The sequence below is a fragment of the Candidatus Frankia nodulisporulans genome (assembly GCF_902806475.1).
In the GTDB taxonomy this organism is placed as follows: Bacteria; Actinomycetota; Actinomycetes; order Frankiales; family Frankiaceae; genus Frankia; species Frankia umida.
Map to the genome: position 1 here is coordinate 30,464 of NZ_CADCWS010000007.1, position 18,603 is coordinate 49,066.

The 18,603-nt window shown below is 73.4% G+C and carries 11 protein-coding genes; 6 read left to right on the top strand and 5 right to left on the bottom strand.

All coding sequences use genetic code 11. The annotated features are described in order from the left end of the window. The first annotated feature begins 120 nt into the window (after positions 1-120). The 4 genes from G6R24_RS01870 to G6R24_RS01885 all read left to right on the top strand — a co-directional run bounded on the left by G6R24_RS01870 (position 121) and on the right by G6R24_RS01885 (position 9,303). Complete coding sequence (locus G6R24_RS01870) at positions 121-1,344, top strand: acetoin utilization protein AcuC (protein ID WP_163547441.1); 1,224 nt, start codon at positions 121-123, stop codon at positions 1,342-1,344. Next, entirely contained in the window at positions 1,341-4,067 is a 2,727-nt protein-coding gene (locus G6R24_RS01875; RefSeq protein ID WP_163547428.1) for a bifunctional acetate--CoA ligase family protein/GNAT family N-acetyltransferase, read from the top strand. The genes G6R24_RS01870 and G6R24_RS01875 overlap by 4 nt, the downstream gene beginning before the upstream one ends. Before the next feature lie 89 nt (positions 4,068-4,156). Then, complete coding sequence (locus tag G6R24_RS01880) at positions 4,157-8,311, top strand: SpoIIE family protein phosphatase (RefSeq protein WP_163547429.1); 4,155 nt, start codon at positions 4,157-4,159, stop codon at positions 8,309-8,311. A gap of 164 nt (positions 8,312-8,475) precedes the next feature. Next, positions 8,476-9,303 carry an ABC transporter ATP-binding protein gene (locus tag G6R24_RS01885; RefSeq protein WP_163547430.1) on the top strand — a complete coding sequence of 276 codons (828 nt, stop codon included), beginning with the start codon at positions 8,476-8,478 and terminating at the stop codon, positions 9,301-9,303. Between the two features lie 464 nt (positions 9,304-9,767). Here the strand turns inward: G6R24_RS01885 and G6R24_RS01890 are convergent, their stop codons facing one another. Further along, a complete protein-coding gene (locus G6R24_RS01890; RefSeq protein WP_225438014.1) occupies positions 9,768-10,268 on the bottom strand; it encodes a hypothetical protein in 501 nt (166 codons plus the stop codon). Positions 10,269-10,771: 503 nt separating this feature from the next. Between G6R24_RS01890 and G6R24_RS01895 the strand changes: the two genes are divergently transcribed. After that, positions 10,772-11,113 (top strand): histone-like nucleoid-structuring protein Lsr2, encoded by a 342-nt coding sequence (locus G6R24_RS01895; protein ID WP_163547432.1) that lies wholly within the window; start codon positions 10,772-10,774, stop codon positions 11,111-11,113. A 243-nt stretch (positions 11,114-11,356) separates the two neighbouring features. On the opposite strand, the gene G6R24_RS01900 is transcribed toward G6R24_RS01895, so the two are convergent. Beyond that, complete coding sequence (locus tag G6R24_RS01900) at positions 11,357-12,988, bottom strand: aminopeptidase P family protein (protein WP_175084792.1); 1,632 nt, start codon at positions 12,986-12,988, stop codon at positions 11,357-11,359. A gap of 1,161 nt (positions 12,989-14,149) precedes the next feature. Between G6R24_RS01900 and G6R24_RS01905 the strand changes: the two genes are divergently transcribed. After that, positions 14,150-15,310, top strand: coding sequence for an LCP family protein (locus tag G6R24_RS01905; protein ID WP_338084401.1), 1,161 nt, complete (start codon positions 14,150-14,152; stop codon positions 15,308-15,310). Positions 15,311-15,313: 3 nt separating this feature from the next. Here the strand turns inward: G6R24_RS01905 and G6R24_RS01910 are convergent, their stop codons facing one another. The 3 genes from G6R24_RS01910 to G6R24_RS01920 form a co-directional block, all read right to left on the bottom strand. Next, entirely contained in the window at positions 15,314-16,486 is a 1,173-nt protein-coding gene (locus G6R24_RS01910) for a YihY/virulence factor BrkB family protein (RefSeq protein ID WP_225438015.1), read from the bottom strand. Between the two features lie 201 nt (positions 16,487-16,687). Further along, positions 16,688-16,888: a DUF7455 domain-containing protein gene (locus G6R24_RS01915; RefSeq protein ID WP_163547434.1), complete on the bottom strand. Its 201-nt coding sequence runs from the start codon at positions 16,886-16,888 to the stop codon at positions 16,688-16,690. A gap of 157 nt (positions 16,889-17,045) precedes the next feature. Next, a partial coding sequence (locus G6R24_RS01920; protein ID WP_476727345.1) for a DNA polymerase III subunit gamma/tau domain-containing protein occupies positions 17,046-18,603 on the bottom strand: 1,558 nt, incomplete at its 5' end.

Below are 18,603 nucleotides of genomic sequence, written 5' to 3' on the forward strand. Positions count from 1 at the left end.
GCGGCCGGCGTGCGCGCCCCCGACCCACCTCGCCCGCCGCCCTCGCCGGCCGCACCGACGGCCCGCACCGTCCGCGTGCGGCTGCCCGACAACGCCCGTTGGGGCTACCGTCGAGGCGTGATGGTGCCGACGCTGCTGGCCTGGGATCCCGCGATGGCCCGCTACGACTTCGGGCCGCAGCATCCGCTGCACCCGGTGCGACTGGGCCTGACCATGGACCTGGCCGGGCAGCTGGGTGTGCTCGACGCCGCCGGGGTGCAGATCGCCGCCCCCAGCCTCGCACCCGACGACCTGCTCGAACTCGTCCATGATCCGGCTTATGTCGCCGCGGTGCGGGTCGCCCCCGAACCGGTGCACGCCCGCCTCGCCGCCCGTTTCGGGCTGGGCGGCAGTGACAATCCGGTGTTAGCCCGGATGCACGAGGCCGCGGCGCTGATCACCGGTGGGACGCTCGACGCCGCCCGGGCGGTGTGGGGTGGCCCGCCGCGGCACGCGGTCGCCATCGCCGGCGGGCTGCACCACGCGATGCCCGGGGCGGCCAGCGGCTTCTGTGTCTACAACGATCCGGCGGTCGCGATCGCCTGGCTGCTGTCGGCCGGCGTCGACCGGGTCGCCTACGTCGACATCGACGTCCACCACGGCGATGGTGTGCAGGCCGCGTTCTACGACGACCCGCGGGTGCTCACGATCTCGCTGCACCAGTCGGGGCACACCCTGTTCCCCGGCACCGGATTCCCCGAGGAGTCCGGTGGGCCGCAGGCGGCGGGCAGCGCCGTGAACGTCGCGCTGCCGGCGGGCACCCGCGACGCCGGCTGGCTGCGGGCGTTCTCCGGGGTCGTCCCGGTGCTGCTGCGCGCGTTCCGGCCGCAGGTGCTCGTCACCCAGCATGGCTGTGACACCCACAGCCTCGATCCGTTGGCCGATCTGGAGCTGTCGGTGGACGGGCAGCGTGCCTCCTACGAGGCGCTGCACACGCTGGCCCATGATCTGTGCGAGGGCCGCTGGCTGGCCTGCGGCGGCGGCGGGTACGCGCTGGACGCGGTGGTGCCCCGGGCCTGGACGCAGCTGCTCGCGATCGCCGCGCACCATCCGCTCGAACCCGGCGAGGTGCTCCCGGTACAGTGGCGCGCCGCCGCGCCGGAACGGGTCCGGGCGGCCACTGGCCTCGAGTCGGTCGGCTCCGTCAACGGCATGCCGCGCACCCTCGGGGACGGCGCGAGCGTGCGCTACCGGCCCTGGGACGCCGGTGACGGCGACCCGGACAGCCCGCTGGACCGGGCGGTCGCCCGGACCCGCCTCGAGGTGCTGCCGCTGCACGGCCTCGACCCGTCGCGCGACCGGTGAGCGACCCCGTACCGCCGGTAGTCTACCCGGCCGAATGGGAAGCCGACGTCATCCTGACCGACGGCGGGACGGCGCACATCCGGCCGATCCTGCCCTCGGACGGGCCGCTGCTACGGGCGTTCTGGACCAGACTCTCCCCGCAGACGATCTACTACCGCTACTTCGCCGCCCGCCGATCCCTGACCGACGAGGACATCCACCGGATGACCGTGGTCGACCAGCGTCGCCGCGGCGCCCTCGTCGCGATGATCGGCGACGATCTGGTCGCGCTCGCGCACTGGGAGGGGGCGGCGTCCGGGCCGGGTGAGGCCGAGATCGCGTTCCTGGTCCAGGACGACCAGCAGGGCCGCGGGTTCGGGTCGATCCTGCTCGAGCACCTGGCGGCCGCCGCGCGTGACCGCGGGGTGCGCCGGTTCGACGCGGACGTGCTCAGCGAGAACCGGCAGATGATCCGGGTGTTCATCGAAGCCGGCTACACGGTGGCGCGGACGTTCGACTACGGCGCGGTGCGGCTGTCGTTCGAGATCGCGCCGACCGAACGGTCCGTCGACGTGATGCGGGCCCGCGAGCACCGGGCGGAGGCGGCCTCCATCCGCCGGCTGCTGCATCCACGGGCGATCGCCGTGCTCGGCGCGGGCCGTTCCACCGGATCGGTCGGCAACGCGGTGCTGCGCCATCTGCTCGCCGGTGGCTTCGACGGCCCGGTGTACCCGGTCAACCCCGCCGCCGCGGCCGCCGGCACCTCGGTCGCCTCCATCCGGGCCTTCGCGAGCATCGCCGACGTGCCCAAGCCGGTGGACCTGGCCGTGGTGTGCGTGCCGCCGGGTGCGGTGCCCGGGGTCGTCGCGGCCTGCGGGCTGGCCGGCGTCTGGGGCATCGTGGTGATCACCGACCAGCGCGACGACGCCGCCGACGAGATGCTCGTCGCCGAGGCGCGCGCCGATGGCATGCGGGTGGTGGGGCCGGCGAGCATGGGTGTGCAGAATCCGCGCGCCGGCCTGAACGCGAGCATGGTCCCGTGGATGCCGCCGGCCGGTCGGATCGGCTGCTACGCGCAGTCCGGTCCGTTCGGCGGGGCGATCATCGAGACCGCGGCGGCACGCGGGGTGGGGCTCTCCGGCTTCGTCTCCGCCGGTGACCGCGGTGACGTCAGCGGCAACGACCTGCTCCAGTACTGGGAGGAGGACGACGCCACCAACGCGGTGATCATGCACCTGGAGACGTTCGGCAACCCGCGCAAGTTCGTCCGCCTCGCCCGCCGGGTGGGCCGGCGCAAGCCGGTGGTGACGGTCTACTCGGGACGTTCCGTGCTCGACGACGCCCTGTTGCGCCAGGCCGGCGTGCTCGGCGTCGACCGGCTCTCCCAGGCCTTCGACGTCGCCCTGCTGGTGACCTCCCAGCCGCTGCCGGCCGGTCGGCGGGTGTGTGTCGTCGGGGACTCACGGGCCCTGGTGCGCCTGACCGCACGGGCCGCGGGCGCCGCGGGCCTGCACGCCGAGGAGGTGCTGCTGCCCGCCGACGGCGACCCGGCGATGTTCGCCGCCGCCCTGGTCGACGCCGCGGGTCGGGCCGACGCGCTGATCGTGGCGGTGGTGCAGCTTCCCGTCGCCTCACCCACCTCGGCCCTGGACGGGCTGGCCCGGGCGGTCGGACGGATCGAGGTGCCGGTGCTGGCCGCGATGCGCGGGGTCGCGCTCCCGGAGAGCCTGACCGGTGTCCCCGCCTACCCGTCCCCGGAGGCGGCGGTGGCGGCGCTACGCCGCGTCGTCGGCTACGCCGAGTGGCGGTCCCGGCCCGGGGGTGTCGTGCCGACCCTGCCCGGCCTGCCGACACGCGCCGAGGACGTCCGGGCCGTGCTCACCGCGCCCGAGGTCGCCGCGCCGGTCGGTGAGCCCGGCGCGTCCCGGCGGCTCTCCGACGAGCGGGCCGCGGCGCTGCTCGCCCTCTACGGCATCACGGTGCTCGCGGCGCCGGTGGTCACCTCGGCGACGGAGGCGGTGGCGGCCGCCGACGCGCTCGGGTACCCGGTGGTGCTCAAGTCGCTGGCCCAGCCCTACCGCCACCGGCCCGACCTGCGCGGCCAGCGCCTGGACCTGGCCGACGCGGCCGCCGTGCGCGGCGCCTGGGAGTCGCTGCGGGCCCAGCTCGGCCCGGGGTCGCCGCTGGCCGTGCAGCCGATGGCACCGGCGGGGGTGCCGGTCGTCGTCGGCTCGGAGGAACATCCCCGTTACGGACCGCTGGTGTCCTTCGGTCTGTCCGGTCCCGCCACCAATCTGCTCGGTGACCGTGCGCATCACATCCTGCCGCTGACCGACGTGGACGCCGCCGAACTGGTCCGCACGGTGCGGGCCGCACCGCTACTGCTCGGCTACCGCGGCGCGCAGCCGTTGGACGTCGCGGCGCTCGAGGATCTGCTCCTGCGGGTGGGGCGGCTGGCCGACGATCTGCCCGACGTGGTCAGTCTCACGCTCGATCCGGTCGTCGTGTCGACGGTGGGGCTGACCGTGCTGTCCAGCGAGATCGTCATCGGGCCGTCGGTACCCCGGGCAGACGTCGGGCCACGTCGTTTCTGGACGCCGGCCCTGCCGGTCGAGGATGGCGCGGCGCCCACCGGCAACCCGCGGCGTCCCGCGCCCGAGGCGCTGCCGCCCGCCGCCGGACCGGCGCCGACCTGGGGCGGTTCTGCACAACATGGTCACACCGGCCACAATCGTCTCCCATGACGTCGCCGCACTCCGAGCAGCCCCCCGTCTGGCCGGCTTCCGGAGCATTCGGGGGTCCCCACCGCGAGCCCGGATGGCCGGTTCGGGCCATGGATGTGATCGGGTCCGGGGGACCCGGTCCGGGGTCGACCGGACGGGTGCCCGCGGGTAACCCCGAGCCGGGTCCGGCGGCGGCGCCCTCGATCTCCGCCGCGGCGTCAGCGGCGGCCGCCGCCTCCTCGTCGTCCGCCTCGCCGCCCACCGGGCCCGGCCGCGCCGGTGGTCGGGAGGTGCCCGTCCTGCCGCCGGGATGGCCGATGGTGTCGCGAGACGGCGCTGACCTCCTCGGCGGCGGTGACCTCGGTGCTGGTGGGCAGGCAGTGGGCGCTGTCGCTGGTGTGGGTGGTGTGGGTGGTGCCGGTGGGAGCGGTCCGGGGCGGGGGACGGCGGCGGCCAGCGGCGCCGGCGCGGTGGACCCGGCCATCGCCGCGTACGCGCTGCTCGACGTCCTGTTCGCCCGGGCCTCGGTCGGGCTCGCGCTGCTGGACCGGGCCGGCCGGTTCGTCCGGGTCAACGACACCCTGGCCCGCCTCGATCGCCGTCCGGCCCGGGAGCATCTGGGACGCACCGTCAGCGAGGTGCTCGGTGACACCGGCCAGGAACTCGACGCGCTGGTCGCCGGGGCACTGCGCAGCGGCGAGGCGGTGATCGACCTGGAGGTGGGCGTCGCCGGTGGGGCGGGCGCGCCGACGCGGACCTGGTCGGCCAGCTGGTTCCCGGTGAGCGATCCGCAGCTCGGCCCGGTCGGGCTCGCCTTCGTCGCGGTGGACGTGACCGGTGTGCGGGCGGCCGAGCACGACCGTGGGCAGGCCGAGGCCCGCTACCGGGCGGTGGCCGAATCCGGCGGGGGCGATGTGTTCCACGCGACCGCCCAGAGCGGCCTCGACGTGGATCTGCCCGCCTGGCGGTCGGTGACCGGCCAGCATCCGGGCGAACTCGCCGGCACCGGATGGCTCGCGGGTGTGCATCCCGACGACCGTGACGAGGTCGCCCGCCGCTGGCAGCGCGCACTCGAGCAGAGCGCCCCGTTCGAGGCCGAGTTCCGGCTGGCACCCGCCCCGGTACGGCCGGACGACTCCGCCGCGGGCGGCACAGGCGCCGCGGGTGGCATGGGTGGCACTGATGGCGCTGATGGCGCCGCGTCCACGGGCGGGCCGACACCGTCGGCTCCGGCGCCCACGTCGGCCCTGGCGCCCACGATGCTGGCACGGGTGCTGCCGGTGGCCCTGGGTGAGAGCCGTCCGGTCGAATGGCTGGGGCTGGTGCGTGATCTCAGCGCGACGCGGGCCGCCGAGGCCAGTCGCGCCGAGGCCAGCCAGCGGGCCGAGGCGGCACTCGGGCGGGCACAGACGGCCGAAAGCCGGGCGGACGCGGCTGAGAGCCGGGCCGAGGCCGCCGAACTGCGGGTCGACACGGCCGAGCAGCGGGCGAGCGTCGCCGAGGAGCAGGCGACGTCCAGCCAGGAACAGGTGGACGAGGCGCAACGGCAGCTGGAGACCGTGCGGCGCCAGGCCCAGGAGGCGGTGGCACAGCTCGCCGCGGCCCAGGAGCAGGCCGGGTCCGCCGTCGAACAGGCGAGTTCGGCCGACCAGCGGGTGCAGGAGGCGCAGGCACGGGCGCAGGCCGCCGACGAGCGCGCCGAGGCGGCGGTCGGTCGCGCGGAGGCCGCCGATCGGCGGGCCGAACAGTCCGACGAGCGGGCGCAGACCGCCGAATCCCGGGCGGCGGCCGCCGAACGCCAGGCCGAGCAGGCCGCCGACCAGGCGGCCGCGGCCAGCCAACGGGCGCAGACCGCCGAAGATCAGGCGGCGGCGACGCAGCGGCTGGCCGACGAGGCCGCGCGGCAGGTGGCGGCCACCGATGATCGCCTCGAGGCCGGCAGCCGGTTCGCGGTCGCGCTGGCCGGTGCCGACACCGTCGACGAGGTCGTCACCGCCATCCTCGACGCCGGCGGCCAGGCCGTGCAGGCGCAGGCGCGTGGCGTCGCCCTGATCGACGCGGACCACGACGAACTGCGCTTTCTGCGCCCACCCGGCGGTGGCAGCCGGGCCTGGTCGTGGCCGGACGTCGCGCTGGGCGCGGTGCATCCCATCGCCGAGGTGGTCCGCGGCGGCCGGGCGCTGTTCCTGTCCGACCAGCAGGAACTGCTCGAGCGCTGGCCCGTGTCCGGGCTGGCCGACTCGGTCGCGGCCACCGGTGAGCAGGCCTGGGCGCTGCTGCCGCTGGTCCCCGCCGAGGGGGCGCCGATCGGCGTGGTCACCTTCGGGTTCCCGACATCGCGGACGTTCACCCCGGCCGAGCGGGCCTACCTGAACGCGATCGCGGCCGCGGCCGCCCGGGCGGTCGAACGGGCCGGCGCGTACGACCGGCTCGCCGTGGCCGCCGAGGCCGGACGTGGCGCGCTCGATGCCGCCCAGGCCGAACGCGAGGCCCGCCAGTCCGCCGACGACCGGCTGGACCTGCTGACCCGGGCCACCGCGACCGTGTCCGCCGCCGGCGACGCCCGCACGGTCCTGCGCGCGTTCGCACGGCTGCTCGCCACCGAGGTCGCCGAGGTCTGCGCGATCCACCTGGTCATCGCGGATGCCAGCCCGGACACGCGTGGAACCGGTGCCGCCCCGGCCGGGGGCGCGGCCTCCGCCGAGAGCGCGGCGACCGCCCCGGGGGGCGTGCCGCCCAGGCTGGTGCCGTTGCTGGTGGAGACCGGCGCCGGTGCCGACGCGGCCCGGGCGGCCCGGGCGGCCCGGGCGGCCTGGACGGCCGCGCTCGCCGTGGCGTCCCACCCGCTGGGGGAGGTCGCCGCGACCGCCACCGGACGGATCGTCACCCACGCCACCGACGACTGGGAGCCGCCGGCCGACACGGCCCGCTGGCTGCGCCAGATCGACGCGCACACCACCGTCGCGCTGGCGGTGCCGGGGCAGGCGGGGACCGCGGCGGTCATCACCCTCACCCGCACCGCGGCCCAACCCCCCTACACCGACGATGACCCGGTCTTCCTCGGTGAGCTCGCGGCCCGCGCCGGCGTGGCCCTGGAACGCCTCGAGCGTGACCGGGCCGCGATCGGCGGCGCTGCCCGCCTGCGCGACACCCTGCGCGGTGGTCACCCGAACGCCCCCGCCGGGTTGCAGGTCGCGGCTCGCTACCTGGCCGGTGGCGGGGACGGCGACGCCGGCGGCGAGTGGTCCGACGTGATCGATCTGGGTGCCGGCCGGGTCGCGCTGGTCATCGGGGAGGCCCGCGGCCAGGGCGTGGCGGCCACCGCCACGATGGGCCAGCTGCGAGCCGCCGCCCGGGCCGGCGCCCGGCTGGATCTTCCTCCAGGCGAGGTGCTGGCCCTGCTGCACGCGGTGGTCGCCGACGCGCCGGACGCGCAGTCCGCCACCTGCCTGTACGCGATCGCCGAGGTGGACACGGGCGTGTTGACGCTGGCCAGCGCGGGGCATCCGCCGCCCCTGGTCGTGGCACCCGACGGCCTGGTCTCGCGGCTGTACATGGCCGTCGGTGGGCCGCTGGGCGCGGCTCGCGCCGAGAACGGGGTGTCGGCCGACCCCATCGAGTACACCGTGCGACTGGGCCAGGGCTATCTGCTCGCGCTGTTCACCGACGGACTGGTCCGCGCGGGCGGACGCGACGCCGACGCCGGGGTGTCGGATCTGGCCGCGGTACTGGCCCGCATGGGTGACGGCGCCGACATAGCGCTGGCCGCACTGGTCGAGTCGGCCTGCGCTGGCCTGGGGCGCGGTGGCCAGCCGGCACCGGACGATCCGGGTGTGGCGCTGCTGTTCGCCCGGCTGGCCGCCGACCCGGTGGCCGGACCCACCCTGCTCGACGTCAACGTGGATGGTCCGGACGGGCTACGTGCCGTTCGCGCCCAGGCCCGGCTGACACTGGAGGAGTCCCGGCTCGACCGGGAGCTCGTGGATGTCGTCGTGCTGGTGCTCTCGGAGCTGGCCAGCAACGCCGTTCGCCACGGTCGACCGCCGCTGAGCGTGCGGCTGCGGATGCTCGGGTCGCGCGCCGTCGTCGAGGTCGCGGACGGCGGTGGGCGGCTGCCCCGGCGGCGCCTCGCCGCCGTCGACGACGAGGCCGGACGTGGGCTTGACCTGGTCTCCCGGCTCGCCGTGCGCCATGGTGTGCGACCGATCGCCGACGGCAAGGTGGTGTGGGCGGAGATCGATCTCGTCGACCCGGCAGCCGGCTGAGCAGCCCGCCGGGCCCGGCCTGACAGCCCGGCCCGGCTGACAGCCCGGCTGGGCGGCCCGGTCGGGCGCGGGCGGGTGGTCCGATCGGGGGTCGCGGGCCGGTGTGGCGGGGTCGGGGCTGACCTGCCGCCGCGGGGTGGAGCGGGTCGCGTAACGTGAGGGTCATGTCGGACGCGGTGCTGCGCCTTGACCACGTCAACGTCGTGCGCGACGGGACTTTCCTGCTGCGGGACGTGAGCTGGGAGGTGTCGGCCGGGCAACGTTGGGTTGTGCTCGGGCCCAACGGGGCGGGCAAGACGACGCTGCTGCAGATCGCCTCCGGACGGCTGTTTCCCACCGCCGGTTCGGTGGAGCTGTTCGGCCATCGCCTGGGCACCGTGAACCTGCTCGACCTGCGTTATCGGGTCGGTGTGGTGAGTCCGGCGCTGGTCGAGACGCCTCCGCGCGAGGAGCGGGTGCTCGACGCGGTGGTCACGGCGGGCTGGTCGGTGCTCGGCCGCGCCGATGAGGAGTACGACCAGGTCGATCTCGACCGGGCCGCGACGCTGCTCACCCAGTTCGGTTGCCGGGAACTACGCGATCGGCGGTTCGGCACGCTGTCCGAGGGCGAACGCAAGCGGGTGCTGATCGCCCGGTCCCTGATGACCGATCCCGAACTGCTTCTGCTGGATGAGCCGGCCTCCGGGCTCGACCTCGGCGCCCGGGAGGCGCTGCTGCGCCGGCTGACCCGTTTCGCCGCCGATCCCGCCGCCCCGGTCTCGGTGCTCGTCAGCCACCACGTCGAGGAGATTCCGGTGGGGGTCACGCATGCCCTGCTGGTCCGCGGCGGCCAGGTCCGGGCCGTCGGGCCGGTGGCCGAGGTGCTCACCGCGGCACGACTGTCGGACTGCTTCGGCATTCCCCTGGACGTCTCCGTGGCCGCCGGGCGTTATTCCGCCCGGTTGACGGCTGGCCCACCGTCGCGTCGGCGAGCCGTCTCCGCCGTCGTCTGAGAGCCGCTCGGTCCTCACCCGAGAAGGCCGTTCCGTCCCCACCCCGAAGCCGCCCTGCGGCGACCCCGAAGCCGGGCCGGCACCATCTCGCGGTGGTGCCGTCGCCGTCCGGGAACCGCGCCGTCACCGGCTGGGAATCGCCGTGGCCGCCGCTCGGTGCCGGCGCGGCTGGCGGCGGGACCGCCCCGAGGTCTCGGGTATCACCATGACGGGACACCCGGTTGACCACGGGTGATCAGAAGCCGCCCGGTCGCACCCCTGCCGAAGCCGTCGGCTCCCATGGCGGTAAAGGCCTCCAACAAGGCCGTATGGCCACCAGCTGACCGATGTCAGGGTTTGTGTGCTCCCCGCGGCGTTGAACGTCGTACAGGGCTCCGCGGCCGGCCGTCGCGAATACCCGGTGAACTCGCGGGCGCTGTCCGCCGGGCCGCCGTCAGAATCCTGATATGTCCTGATTGATCTTTTCACAGGCCGATCGTGTCGCGTAGCCACCGCGCACCGTGGGTCCGGGCGCCGAACGCCCGCACCCGCTCGGCGAGGGCACGGTCGGACGTGGTCACCAGGACCTCCGGGCCGGCCTCGCGGGCGGCGGCCACGATGGCGTCATCCCCGTGACCGGACGCGTGGACGACCTCGAGGATCGGCCGTGCCACGGGAACCGTCGGGGATTTCCCGCCGGCCCCCACCGCACCACCTGTCACGTCCGCACTACCTGTCACGTCACTTCCGGTGCTGGCGTCGTCCGGGCCGGTGGATCGGGTGACCGGACCGGCCGGGTGGCCGGCGCGGGCCGCGCCCTCCAGAACAACGACGATCCGGGTGGGAAGCAGCCGCGGCGATCCGCTCCCGTCGGGTGGGCTGTCGATCCACGCCGAAATGGCGGCCAGCAGCCGCCGGGCGGCACCTGGCCGGTCGCGCCACCAGCCATCGGCGCCCGCGCCAATCACGTTCGCGGCGTCCAACACCCACGTCCGTGGGTACTCCTCCGTGCGCGCAGGCATAGGGTCCGCGCCGGAATCAGGCGTACTCATCCACCACGCCGATCTCCAAAGGCATTCGTACCGGTCGGTTCCCCTCCCGGCGCCGGCGCCCCAAAGCACCGACCGGCTCATGGCCGTCGATTGCCTGGCAATCGTCCGGGGAGTCGGTAGACGAACACGATCGGTGTCCCAAGGTCGGCGGGCATGCTCGCCGGGCGGTCGACGGTCGCCCAACTGTCCGCTTGCGGTCCGCGTTTCGGCGCGGAAGGTGTGATTCGCAGAACATGATCACTTCCTATCGGGCCGGCGTTGGCGCCCGGCTTTGGGTTGCGCACTCCGAGCGCCACACCGCCGAGCGCAAGACCGTGTCTTGGTGTTCGGTGGCCCGAGTTCGCGACTCCGTCCATCCACGCGTGACAGTTCCTGGTGTTCTCGTGGTAATACTAGACGCGTGAGTTCTGCGGTTCGCTGACCTGAAGGAGAGTGGCATGGCTCAGAAGACCATCGTCTCGTTGATTGACGATCTCAGTGGAGAAGAGGCCGACGAGACTGTCCGCTTCGGACTCGACGGTGCGCAGTATGAGATCGACCTGTCGGAGAAGAACGCGACGAAGTTGCGCGAGTCCCTGGCTCCGTTCGTCACCGCGGCACGCCGTTCCGGCGGTCGCGCGGCGGGCACCCGCCGTGGCGTGCGTACCGCTTCGCGGCGTACCGGTGGAACCGACCGCACCGCTGACATTCGTGAGTGGGCGCGCAGCAACGGATACACGGTGAGTGACCGTGGCCGTATCGCCTCCAACATCGTCGAGGCGTACGACAAGGCTCACTGATCCCGGCCTTGCCCACTTTTCCGGGTCGAGGCTCGAAGCAGTGGACCTCGTAGTACCCGTCGCGCCCGCGGTATTCGACCGCGGGTCGCGCGCCTCGCTGGCCCTGGACCTGCCAGTCAGGTTTTCCAGGGTGTGTTCCTGCCACACCGGCTCGACCGGTGTGGCAGGAACGGCCGGTGTGGCAGGAAAATGTGCCGCCGCCCGCGTGGTTGACGCGGGCTGTCGCCGGCTCTGTTCGTTCCGTCAGTTCGGCAGGTGCTGACCCATCCAGTTTTCGACCTCTTCCGCCGTTCGCGGAAGCGCGGTCGACATGTTCCGGCTTCCATGGCCGGTGACCAGGATGTCGTCTTCTATCCGCACCCCGATGCCACGCAGCTCGGGTGGGACCGTCAGATCGTCCGGCTGGAAGTACAGGCCGGGTTCCACGGTGAGCACCATCCCGGCGGCCAGCGTCCCCTCCCGGTAGGCCTCATCACGTGCCTGGGCGCAGTCATGGACGTCCAGCCCCAGCATGTGCGAGGTGGAATGCAGGGTGTATCGCCGGTGCAGACCGGCCCCAGGCGCCTGCGGATCGTCGGACAGCGACGCCTGCGCCCCACCCGGCAGCAGCCCCCAGTCCTCGAGTGCCGCGGCGATGACCCGCATCGCCGCCCGGTGCGGATCCAGGAACGAGGCCCCGGGCCGGACCGCCTCGATCCCGGCCTGCTGCGCGCGTAGTACGACGTCATAGACCTTGCGCTGCACGGGCGTGAACCGGCCGGTGATCGGCAGCGTACGGGTGACGTCGGCGGTGTAGAGGGAACGCCCCTCCACCCCCATGTCCAGCAGGGCCAGTTCACCGGCCCGCACCGGCCCGTCGTCGCGGACCCAGTGCAGCGTTGTCGCATGATGTCCGCACGCGACGATCGAGCCGTATCCGACGTCGTTGCCATCCACGCGGGCCCGGCGCCAGAAGGTGCCCTCCAGCCAGCGTTCCCCGTTTGGCAGCGTCATCGCATGGCCGATTTCTCCCACGCACTCGGTGAAGCCGCGCACCGTGGCCGCGACGGCGTCGTCGAGGGCCAGGAGCTCGAAGTCGTCCTTGACCAGACGAAGCTCGGAAAGCACCTGGGCGAGCTGGGCATCGCGATCGACCGACGAGCCGTCCGCCGACCAGCGCAGTACCGAGCGATCGACGAGCGGGTCGATTCCCCGCAACACCCTGGTGTTTCGTGGTGCCAGCCGGGCAAGGACGTCGCCGAGTTCGGACAGGGGCCGGCATTCGATCTCCAACGCCGCCTGGGTCTCGCGCACCCCTGGCCGGGCCCCGACCCACAGTTCGCCGTAACGGCGATCGGCGTAGAACGCGGAGCTGGAGCGGTCCGACCGGCCGGGGACATACAGCGTCGTCTGGTGGTCGCCGGCCGCGTTCGGTAGCAGAACCAGTACCGCGTCCGGTTCATGACAACCTGTCAGCCAGAAGAAGTCGCTTCCCGGACGGAAAGGATAATCCGTGTCGTTTGCCCGGGCACGCAGGCCGCCGGTCGGTACCACCAGCGCATCCGTCGGGAACCGGGTGCCCAACAAGGCACGGCGTTTCGCCGCGTAGGGAGCGCAGTCATCGCGGGATGGCAGAGCGTTGTCCTGGGGGGCCCAGTTGGTCGCCATAAATCGCCGGAACGCCGCATGCGGTTCCTCATCGTGGCTGACCTGACCGGGTTCCCGCCCGGTGCCGGGCACCCAATCGCGATCCACGGCCGGCTGGCTGGTGCCGGGAGATGATGTCGAATCCGCTCCGTTGGCGGTGCTGGTGTTCTCGTCACGTCCGGTCGGGGCGGCCTCGGGTACCCCCGTGCCGCGCTGCGCCGGTGTGCTTTCGTCAGGCTGGCCACTCATACGGATAACGGTAGGGCGGTGCGGCTTCCCGGGGTAGTGCTCCTCTTACCTGGGTAGTGGGGCTGCTCACGTGCGCGGCGATCGTGGTGGCCGCACTTCCTGGCTCGCGAGGGCACACAATTCGGTCGGCGACCACGGGTTGGTGGACACAGGCCTGCGGCGGGTTGTCGGAGATCAGAGCAATCTCTCATCTCGTTACTATCTGTCGCCAATTGTTGACTGGTGTCCGCGGGGTGTGGTGTGGGTGCGCTGGGGGAGGAGCGGGTGGGCTTCCGGCGCGGACGATGTTCGGTGTGCCGCGAAAATCTGGTCCTCGATATTAGTTGTCGGAACTGTCGACGTGACCCGGATGGCAGGGTGCTGCATTTTCGGTACGAATCGTCCCATCGCCGCGCATACGCGGTTCCTGTTGCCGTGGGCTGGTGGTGGGAGAGCGCCGCCCGATCGTGGGCGATGGTCCGGAGGTTGCCGATCTGGCCTGGCGGACACACCTGCGTCGGTCTGGCGACAGGCGGGCCCAGCGGACATGGTGTCCTGGCCGCGGGATCGGTGAGAAGGTGTCCTGGAGTGTTCCGTTCGTCCGCTGCCGCTTGGTACGTGGTCCGGCACCGCCGAACGAGCGCAGCACCGAGGGTCGGTGCCCGTGCCGGCGCCGCCCGCACCGGTACGGATGGCCACCGGCTCAGCTGAGCAGGCCCGGTGGGCGAGGGAGGAAACGCAGCCATGACCTGGCCTCCGCATCGGCCGGATCGGGATGGCCCGCCCGAGCCCGACCGAGGGGATCGCCCGGGCCGAGGTGCGCCCGATCCCAGGGGTGGGGCGCCCCGGGATCCCGGGGCGCGTGACCGTGCTCCCCGCACCCCGCCGGGACGCGACCCCCGCCGGGTTCCGCCCGCCGAGAACTGGCCCGCGGGGCGGCAGCCACAACGCCGCCCGCCGGCCGCCGGCCCGCCCACGCGGCGGTACCCGGATGCGCGCGGCGACCGGGACGGCCGCGGTGGCCAGCGCGGCTGGGATGGCCGTGTCGGTGACGCCGACCGGTATCCCGACCGCCGGCAGGTCGGCGCGATCCCGCCGACCAGGATCGACCGGCCCGTCGTCGACCGGCCCGGAACGCGTGAACCCGAACCCGCCGCCGAACCCGCCCAGCGGTTGGACGGCGTGCGCCGTGTCGTCACCGTTGTCGCCGCGGCGATGGCCATGGTGGTGCTGGTGTTGGCGACCGCAGGGTGGTCGGTACTGCGCCACTACGACGGCCGGGTGAGCCACGTGGCGCTGCGCTTTGGTTCCGGCGTTGACCGTCCGTCACCGGCAGGTGGCGGAACGCAGAACATCCTGTTGGTGGGGTCCGACTCACGGGCCGGCACGAACGGAGCCTTCGGCCAGACCGACGGTCAGCGTTCGGACACGACGATCCTCGCGCATCTGGACGCGAACGGTTCCACGACGCTCATCTCCTTCCCGCGTGATCTGTGGGTGACCATCCCCGCGTACACCGACGCCCGCGGCACCGACCACGCGGCGCAGCGCTCCAAGCTGAACGCGGCCTTCTCCTACGGCGGGCCGTCCCTGCTGGTGTCGACGATCGAGACGCTGACCGGGATTCGGGTCAACCACTACGTCCAGATCGACTTCGTGGGCTTTCAGGGCATGACCGACGCCCTGGGTGGCGTCACCGTCTGTATCAGGGAGCTCCCGGCCGGGTTGAAGGCCCGCGGCTTCGACAACCTGCACGACCGCTTCTCCGGTTTCTCCGGCCAGGTCGGCGAGAACCGGCTGGACGGTGCCCAGGCGCTCGCCTTCGTCCGGCAGCGCTACGGCCTGCCGGAAAGCGACCTCGACCGGATTCGTCGCCAGCAGCAGTTCCTCGGCGTGATCTTCAAGCGGATCGCGTCCAGTGACACGCTGCTCAACCCGTCCCAGATGATCAATGTGGTGGACGCGGCGACCGCGGCGCTCACCCTCGATGACGGGACGTCGCTGGCGGATCTGCGCCTGCTGGCGCTGCGGATGCAGTCCATCGGCTCCGGTGGTGTGGTCTTCGCGACGGTGCCGGCGGTGGCGTCCAGCCGGGCGGGGCAGAGCGTGCTGCTGCCCGATCCGGCCACGCTCGCCACGTTCCTGAAGCCCTTCGGTGGCTCGACATCCGAACAGGGCACAACGGGAGCACTATCGGTCGTCCCCGGTGGTTCCGGTGGGGCTGCCGTGGGAACAGGGTCGCGCACGGCCGTGCCCGTCGGCTGGACGCGTCCGCTCGCGGCCTCCGTGGTGGCCGCGGACGCCCCGGCGGCCGGTGCCGCACCAGCCGGCTGCACCTACTGATCGTTACGGAAGGGTCGGGCCGATCGCCATCGGCGGTTCGGCCGGCCCGGACCCGGTGCCCGGGCCGGCATCCGGGCCGGCATCCGGGCCGGCGTCCGGGCCGGCGTCGGGCTCGGGGTCGGGGATGGCCTCGAGCCGGCGGCGTTCGTCCAGCGCGGCGTTGAGCTCGGCGCCGAGCAGGACGGCTAGGGCGGTGATGTAGAAGAACAGCAGCGCCGCCACCGGCGAACCGAGCGAGCTGTACACCAGCTCGTGGCTGAACACGAACTCCAGGTACAGCCGAAGCAGGTAGCTGCCGACCAGCCAGCACACCAGTGCCAGGGACGCTCCGGGCAGGGCTCGCCACCAGCGGCGACGCACCGGCAGGGACAGTTGGTAGAGCGAGGTGAGCATGGTCAGGGCGACCAGGCCCACCACCGGCCAGAACAGCAGGGTCAGCAGGCGGTCGACGACCGGGTGTCGCTCGGCGTCGAGGATGTGGGAGATGATCTCCGGGCCGAGTACCAGCGCCGGAAGGATTATCACGCCGCTGGTCACCTGTGCGATGAACAGGCCCAGCGCCACCAGCCGGCTGCGGACCGCCGATCGCAGGTCCCGCTGACCGTAGGCGATGGTGATGGTGTTGACGAAGGTCGCCATGGCGGTCGAACCGGTCCACAACGACAGCACGAAGCCGATGGAGATCACATCCGGGCGGCCGCGGGAGAGCACCTCGTCGACGGTGGGGCGCACCGCCTCGTCGACGACGGACTCGGTGAGCAGGTCGCCGGCACCGCTGAGGATGCTGGTGCGGATGCTGGCGAGGGAGTTGTGGCCGATCGCCTCGGCCACATAGCCAAGGGCGCCGAGCAACGACAGCAGCAGGGGTGGCAGCGAGAGCAGCTGCCAGAAGCCGGCCTCGGCCGCCAGGCCCAGTACCCGGTGCCGCCAGGCGTTGGACATGGTGCGCCGGGCGAGCCGGAACGGACGGCGGGGTACCCGCTGCCGCTGCCCGTCCAGGCGTCGGTACATGGAGCTGCGGCGCACCTTGCCCGCCGCGGCCACCCGGCCGCGGCGCGCCTGCGCCACCAGCCCGGGTGTGGCACCGGCGCTCGCCGCCCGCCGCAGCAGAACCGAGGCACGGCGTGCTCGGTCCTCCGCCACCGAGGTGGGCGGGCCACTACCGCTGACGGCCACAGTGCCACCGTATGGCCTGGTAGGGTGCCGCCCGGCCAGCGGCACCCGGACGATGGCCCAGAAGTCTGCCTGCCAGCGAGATGGCGCCGTCCCGGAACCCGGTCAGTCGCGGCCCGGCCGCTTCGCCGACCCGTGCTCCGGGCAGTAAAAAGGGCACGTCACGGCGCCGTGACATGCCCTTTCGGAAATCTGACGGAGGTGTCAGGAAACAGTGAGTTTGTCGGTCTCGTCGTGGTACTCGACCGCCATCTCGCGCAGCTTGGAGTCATGAGACTTGGCATGGTGGCGGCAGAACAGAAGATCTCCGCCGCCCGGCAGCACCACCCGCACGTATGCCTGGGCACCGCACCGGTCGCAACGATCGAGGTTGGTCAGCGTCGGCTTCGTGGTAGTCCCTGTCACATCTACTCCAACTGTGTTAGGCGGTCAGACGTTCCGGCTGACCATGTGACGGTTTACTCACAGCCGGCTCTCGTGGCGTCTTTGCATCCAGAGCGGCGTGGTGCCCGCGGCGGGTTCTGCCCCCGCGGGCTGTTCTCGCTTCGGCGTCGCCGGAAGTTCAGGTCCGTCGAGCACCGAACACGATGTCATCCCATGCTGGCACTGACTTGCGTCCACGTCGACCGCCTGCGGGGCGATCCCCCCCACGGGTGCCGTTGTTCTGGCGGCCTCGTGACGTACCGGGTCCGTTTGGCTTCTCAGTGTTCGCGTCGTCCCCGCTTTCCGTGCTCGGATCGTCTTTTTGGGTAACGGAAGGCTTCCGGCTGGTGGCCGCGGGGTTTCCGGCCTGTCGGCGCCCGCCGGCCGGGGCCGGGGCCTCCGACGGCGCGGGATCGCCGCTGGCCGACGCGGCGGGGGAGTCCTCCGCCGCGTCGGCCGCCGGTTCGGCCGCAGCCGAACCCGCCGCCATGGTGGCCGTTGCGGCGCTCGCGAGCCGCTCCTCGGCGTGGGCGGCGGCCGGCGTGGCGGTCGGAGTCGTAGCCTCGGCGGCGTGGTCTGCGCCCGGGCTGACCGACCCCGACGACGTCGGTGTGGTGGAAGTCACAGTCGACCGGCCGGCCTGGGCCACGGCGGCCCGAGGGTTCTCCGCTGGCTGGCTGGGGCGGGTCGCGGCGGCGACGGCCGCTTTGCCCACCACGGCCGGTGCGGCGCTGGCGGCCGGAGCGGCGGGTACCGGGGTGGCGGGTACCGGCGCGGCCGGATGCGGGACGGCCGGTCGGGCGGTCACCGGGGCGGTGGGCACCCGGCGCCCGGTGTTGCGCGGCAGTGAGCTGACCCGACTGGCCGCCGTCCGCCGCGGCGCCTGCGGCTCGGGGCGGCTGATCTGGCCACCCGCGGTCGAATCCGCCGACTCCGGCTCCTCAGCCAGGGCCTCGGCAGCCACGGCCTCTGGCTGCGCTGTGGCGCCCTGCGCGGGCCCCATGTGGGGTGCGGCCTCGAACGCTGACGGCTCGGCCACGTCCGGTGCGTCGTGGGCACCCGCCGGTGCCCACGAGGACTCGGATTCCGGCGACCGCGCCGCCTCGTGGCCGGCTACGGCCGTGGCCCCCTCGACCGGCCGAGCCACCGGAACCTGCGCGGCCGGCTCGTAGGTCTGGGCCGACTCGCGGGCCTGGACTGGCCGCTGTGGCTGTGCCGGCTGGTAGGTCTGGGCTGGCTCGTATCGCTGGGCCGGCTCGTCGCCGCGGGTCGGCTCGTAGTGGCGTGCGTCCGGGTAGGCCGCGCCCGCCGGGGGGCGGTCAGGGTAGTGGTTGTCGGCCGGCGGATAACCGTGGGTGAGGTCCGGCGCGGCCGTCGGCGCCTGCCCGTAGCTGTGCCCGGCGGCTGCCTGGGCGCGGCCGTCGGCACCGGCGGCGGGGTATCCCGCGTCGGCCGCGGGTGGATACGAACGGACAGGCGCCGGGCCGGAGGCCGCGGGGCGCACGCCGGTGCCGCCGAAGGCCGCCGGCGCCGCCGGTCGGCTGGTTGGCCGGGGAGCGGCCACCGCGGGCCGCTCGGTCGGCGCGGACCCGGGCGGTTCCACCGACGGGCCAGCGGGGCCGGCCGCGGGGCGCATACCCGACGCGGTGGGGAGGTAACCGTTGGTGCGCGGCGAAGCGGGCGGCTCGTACGCGGCC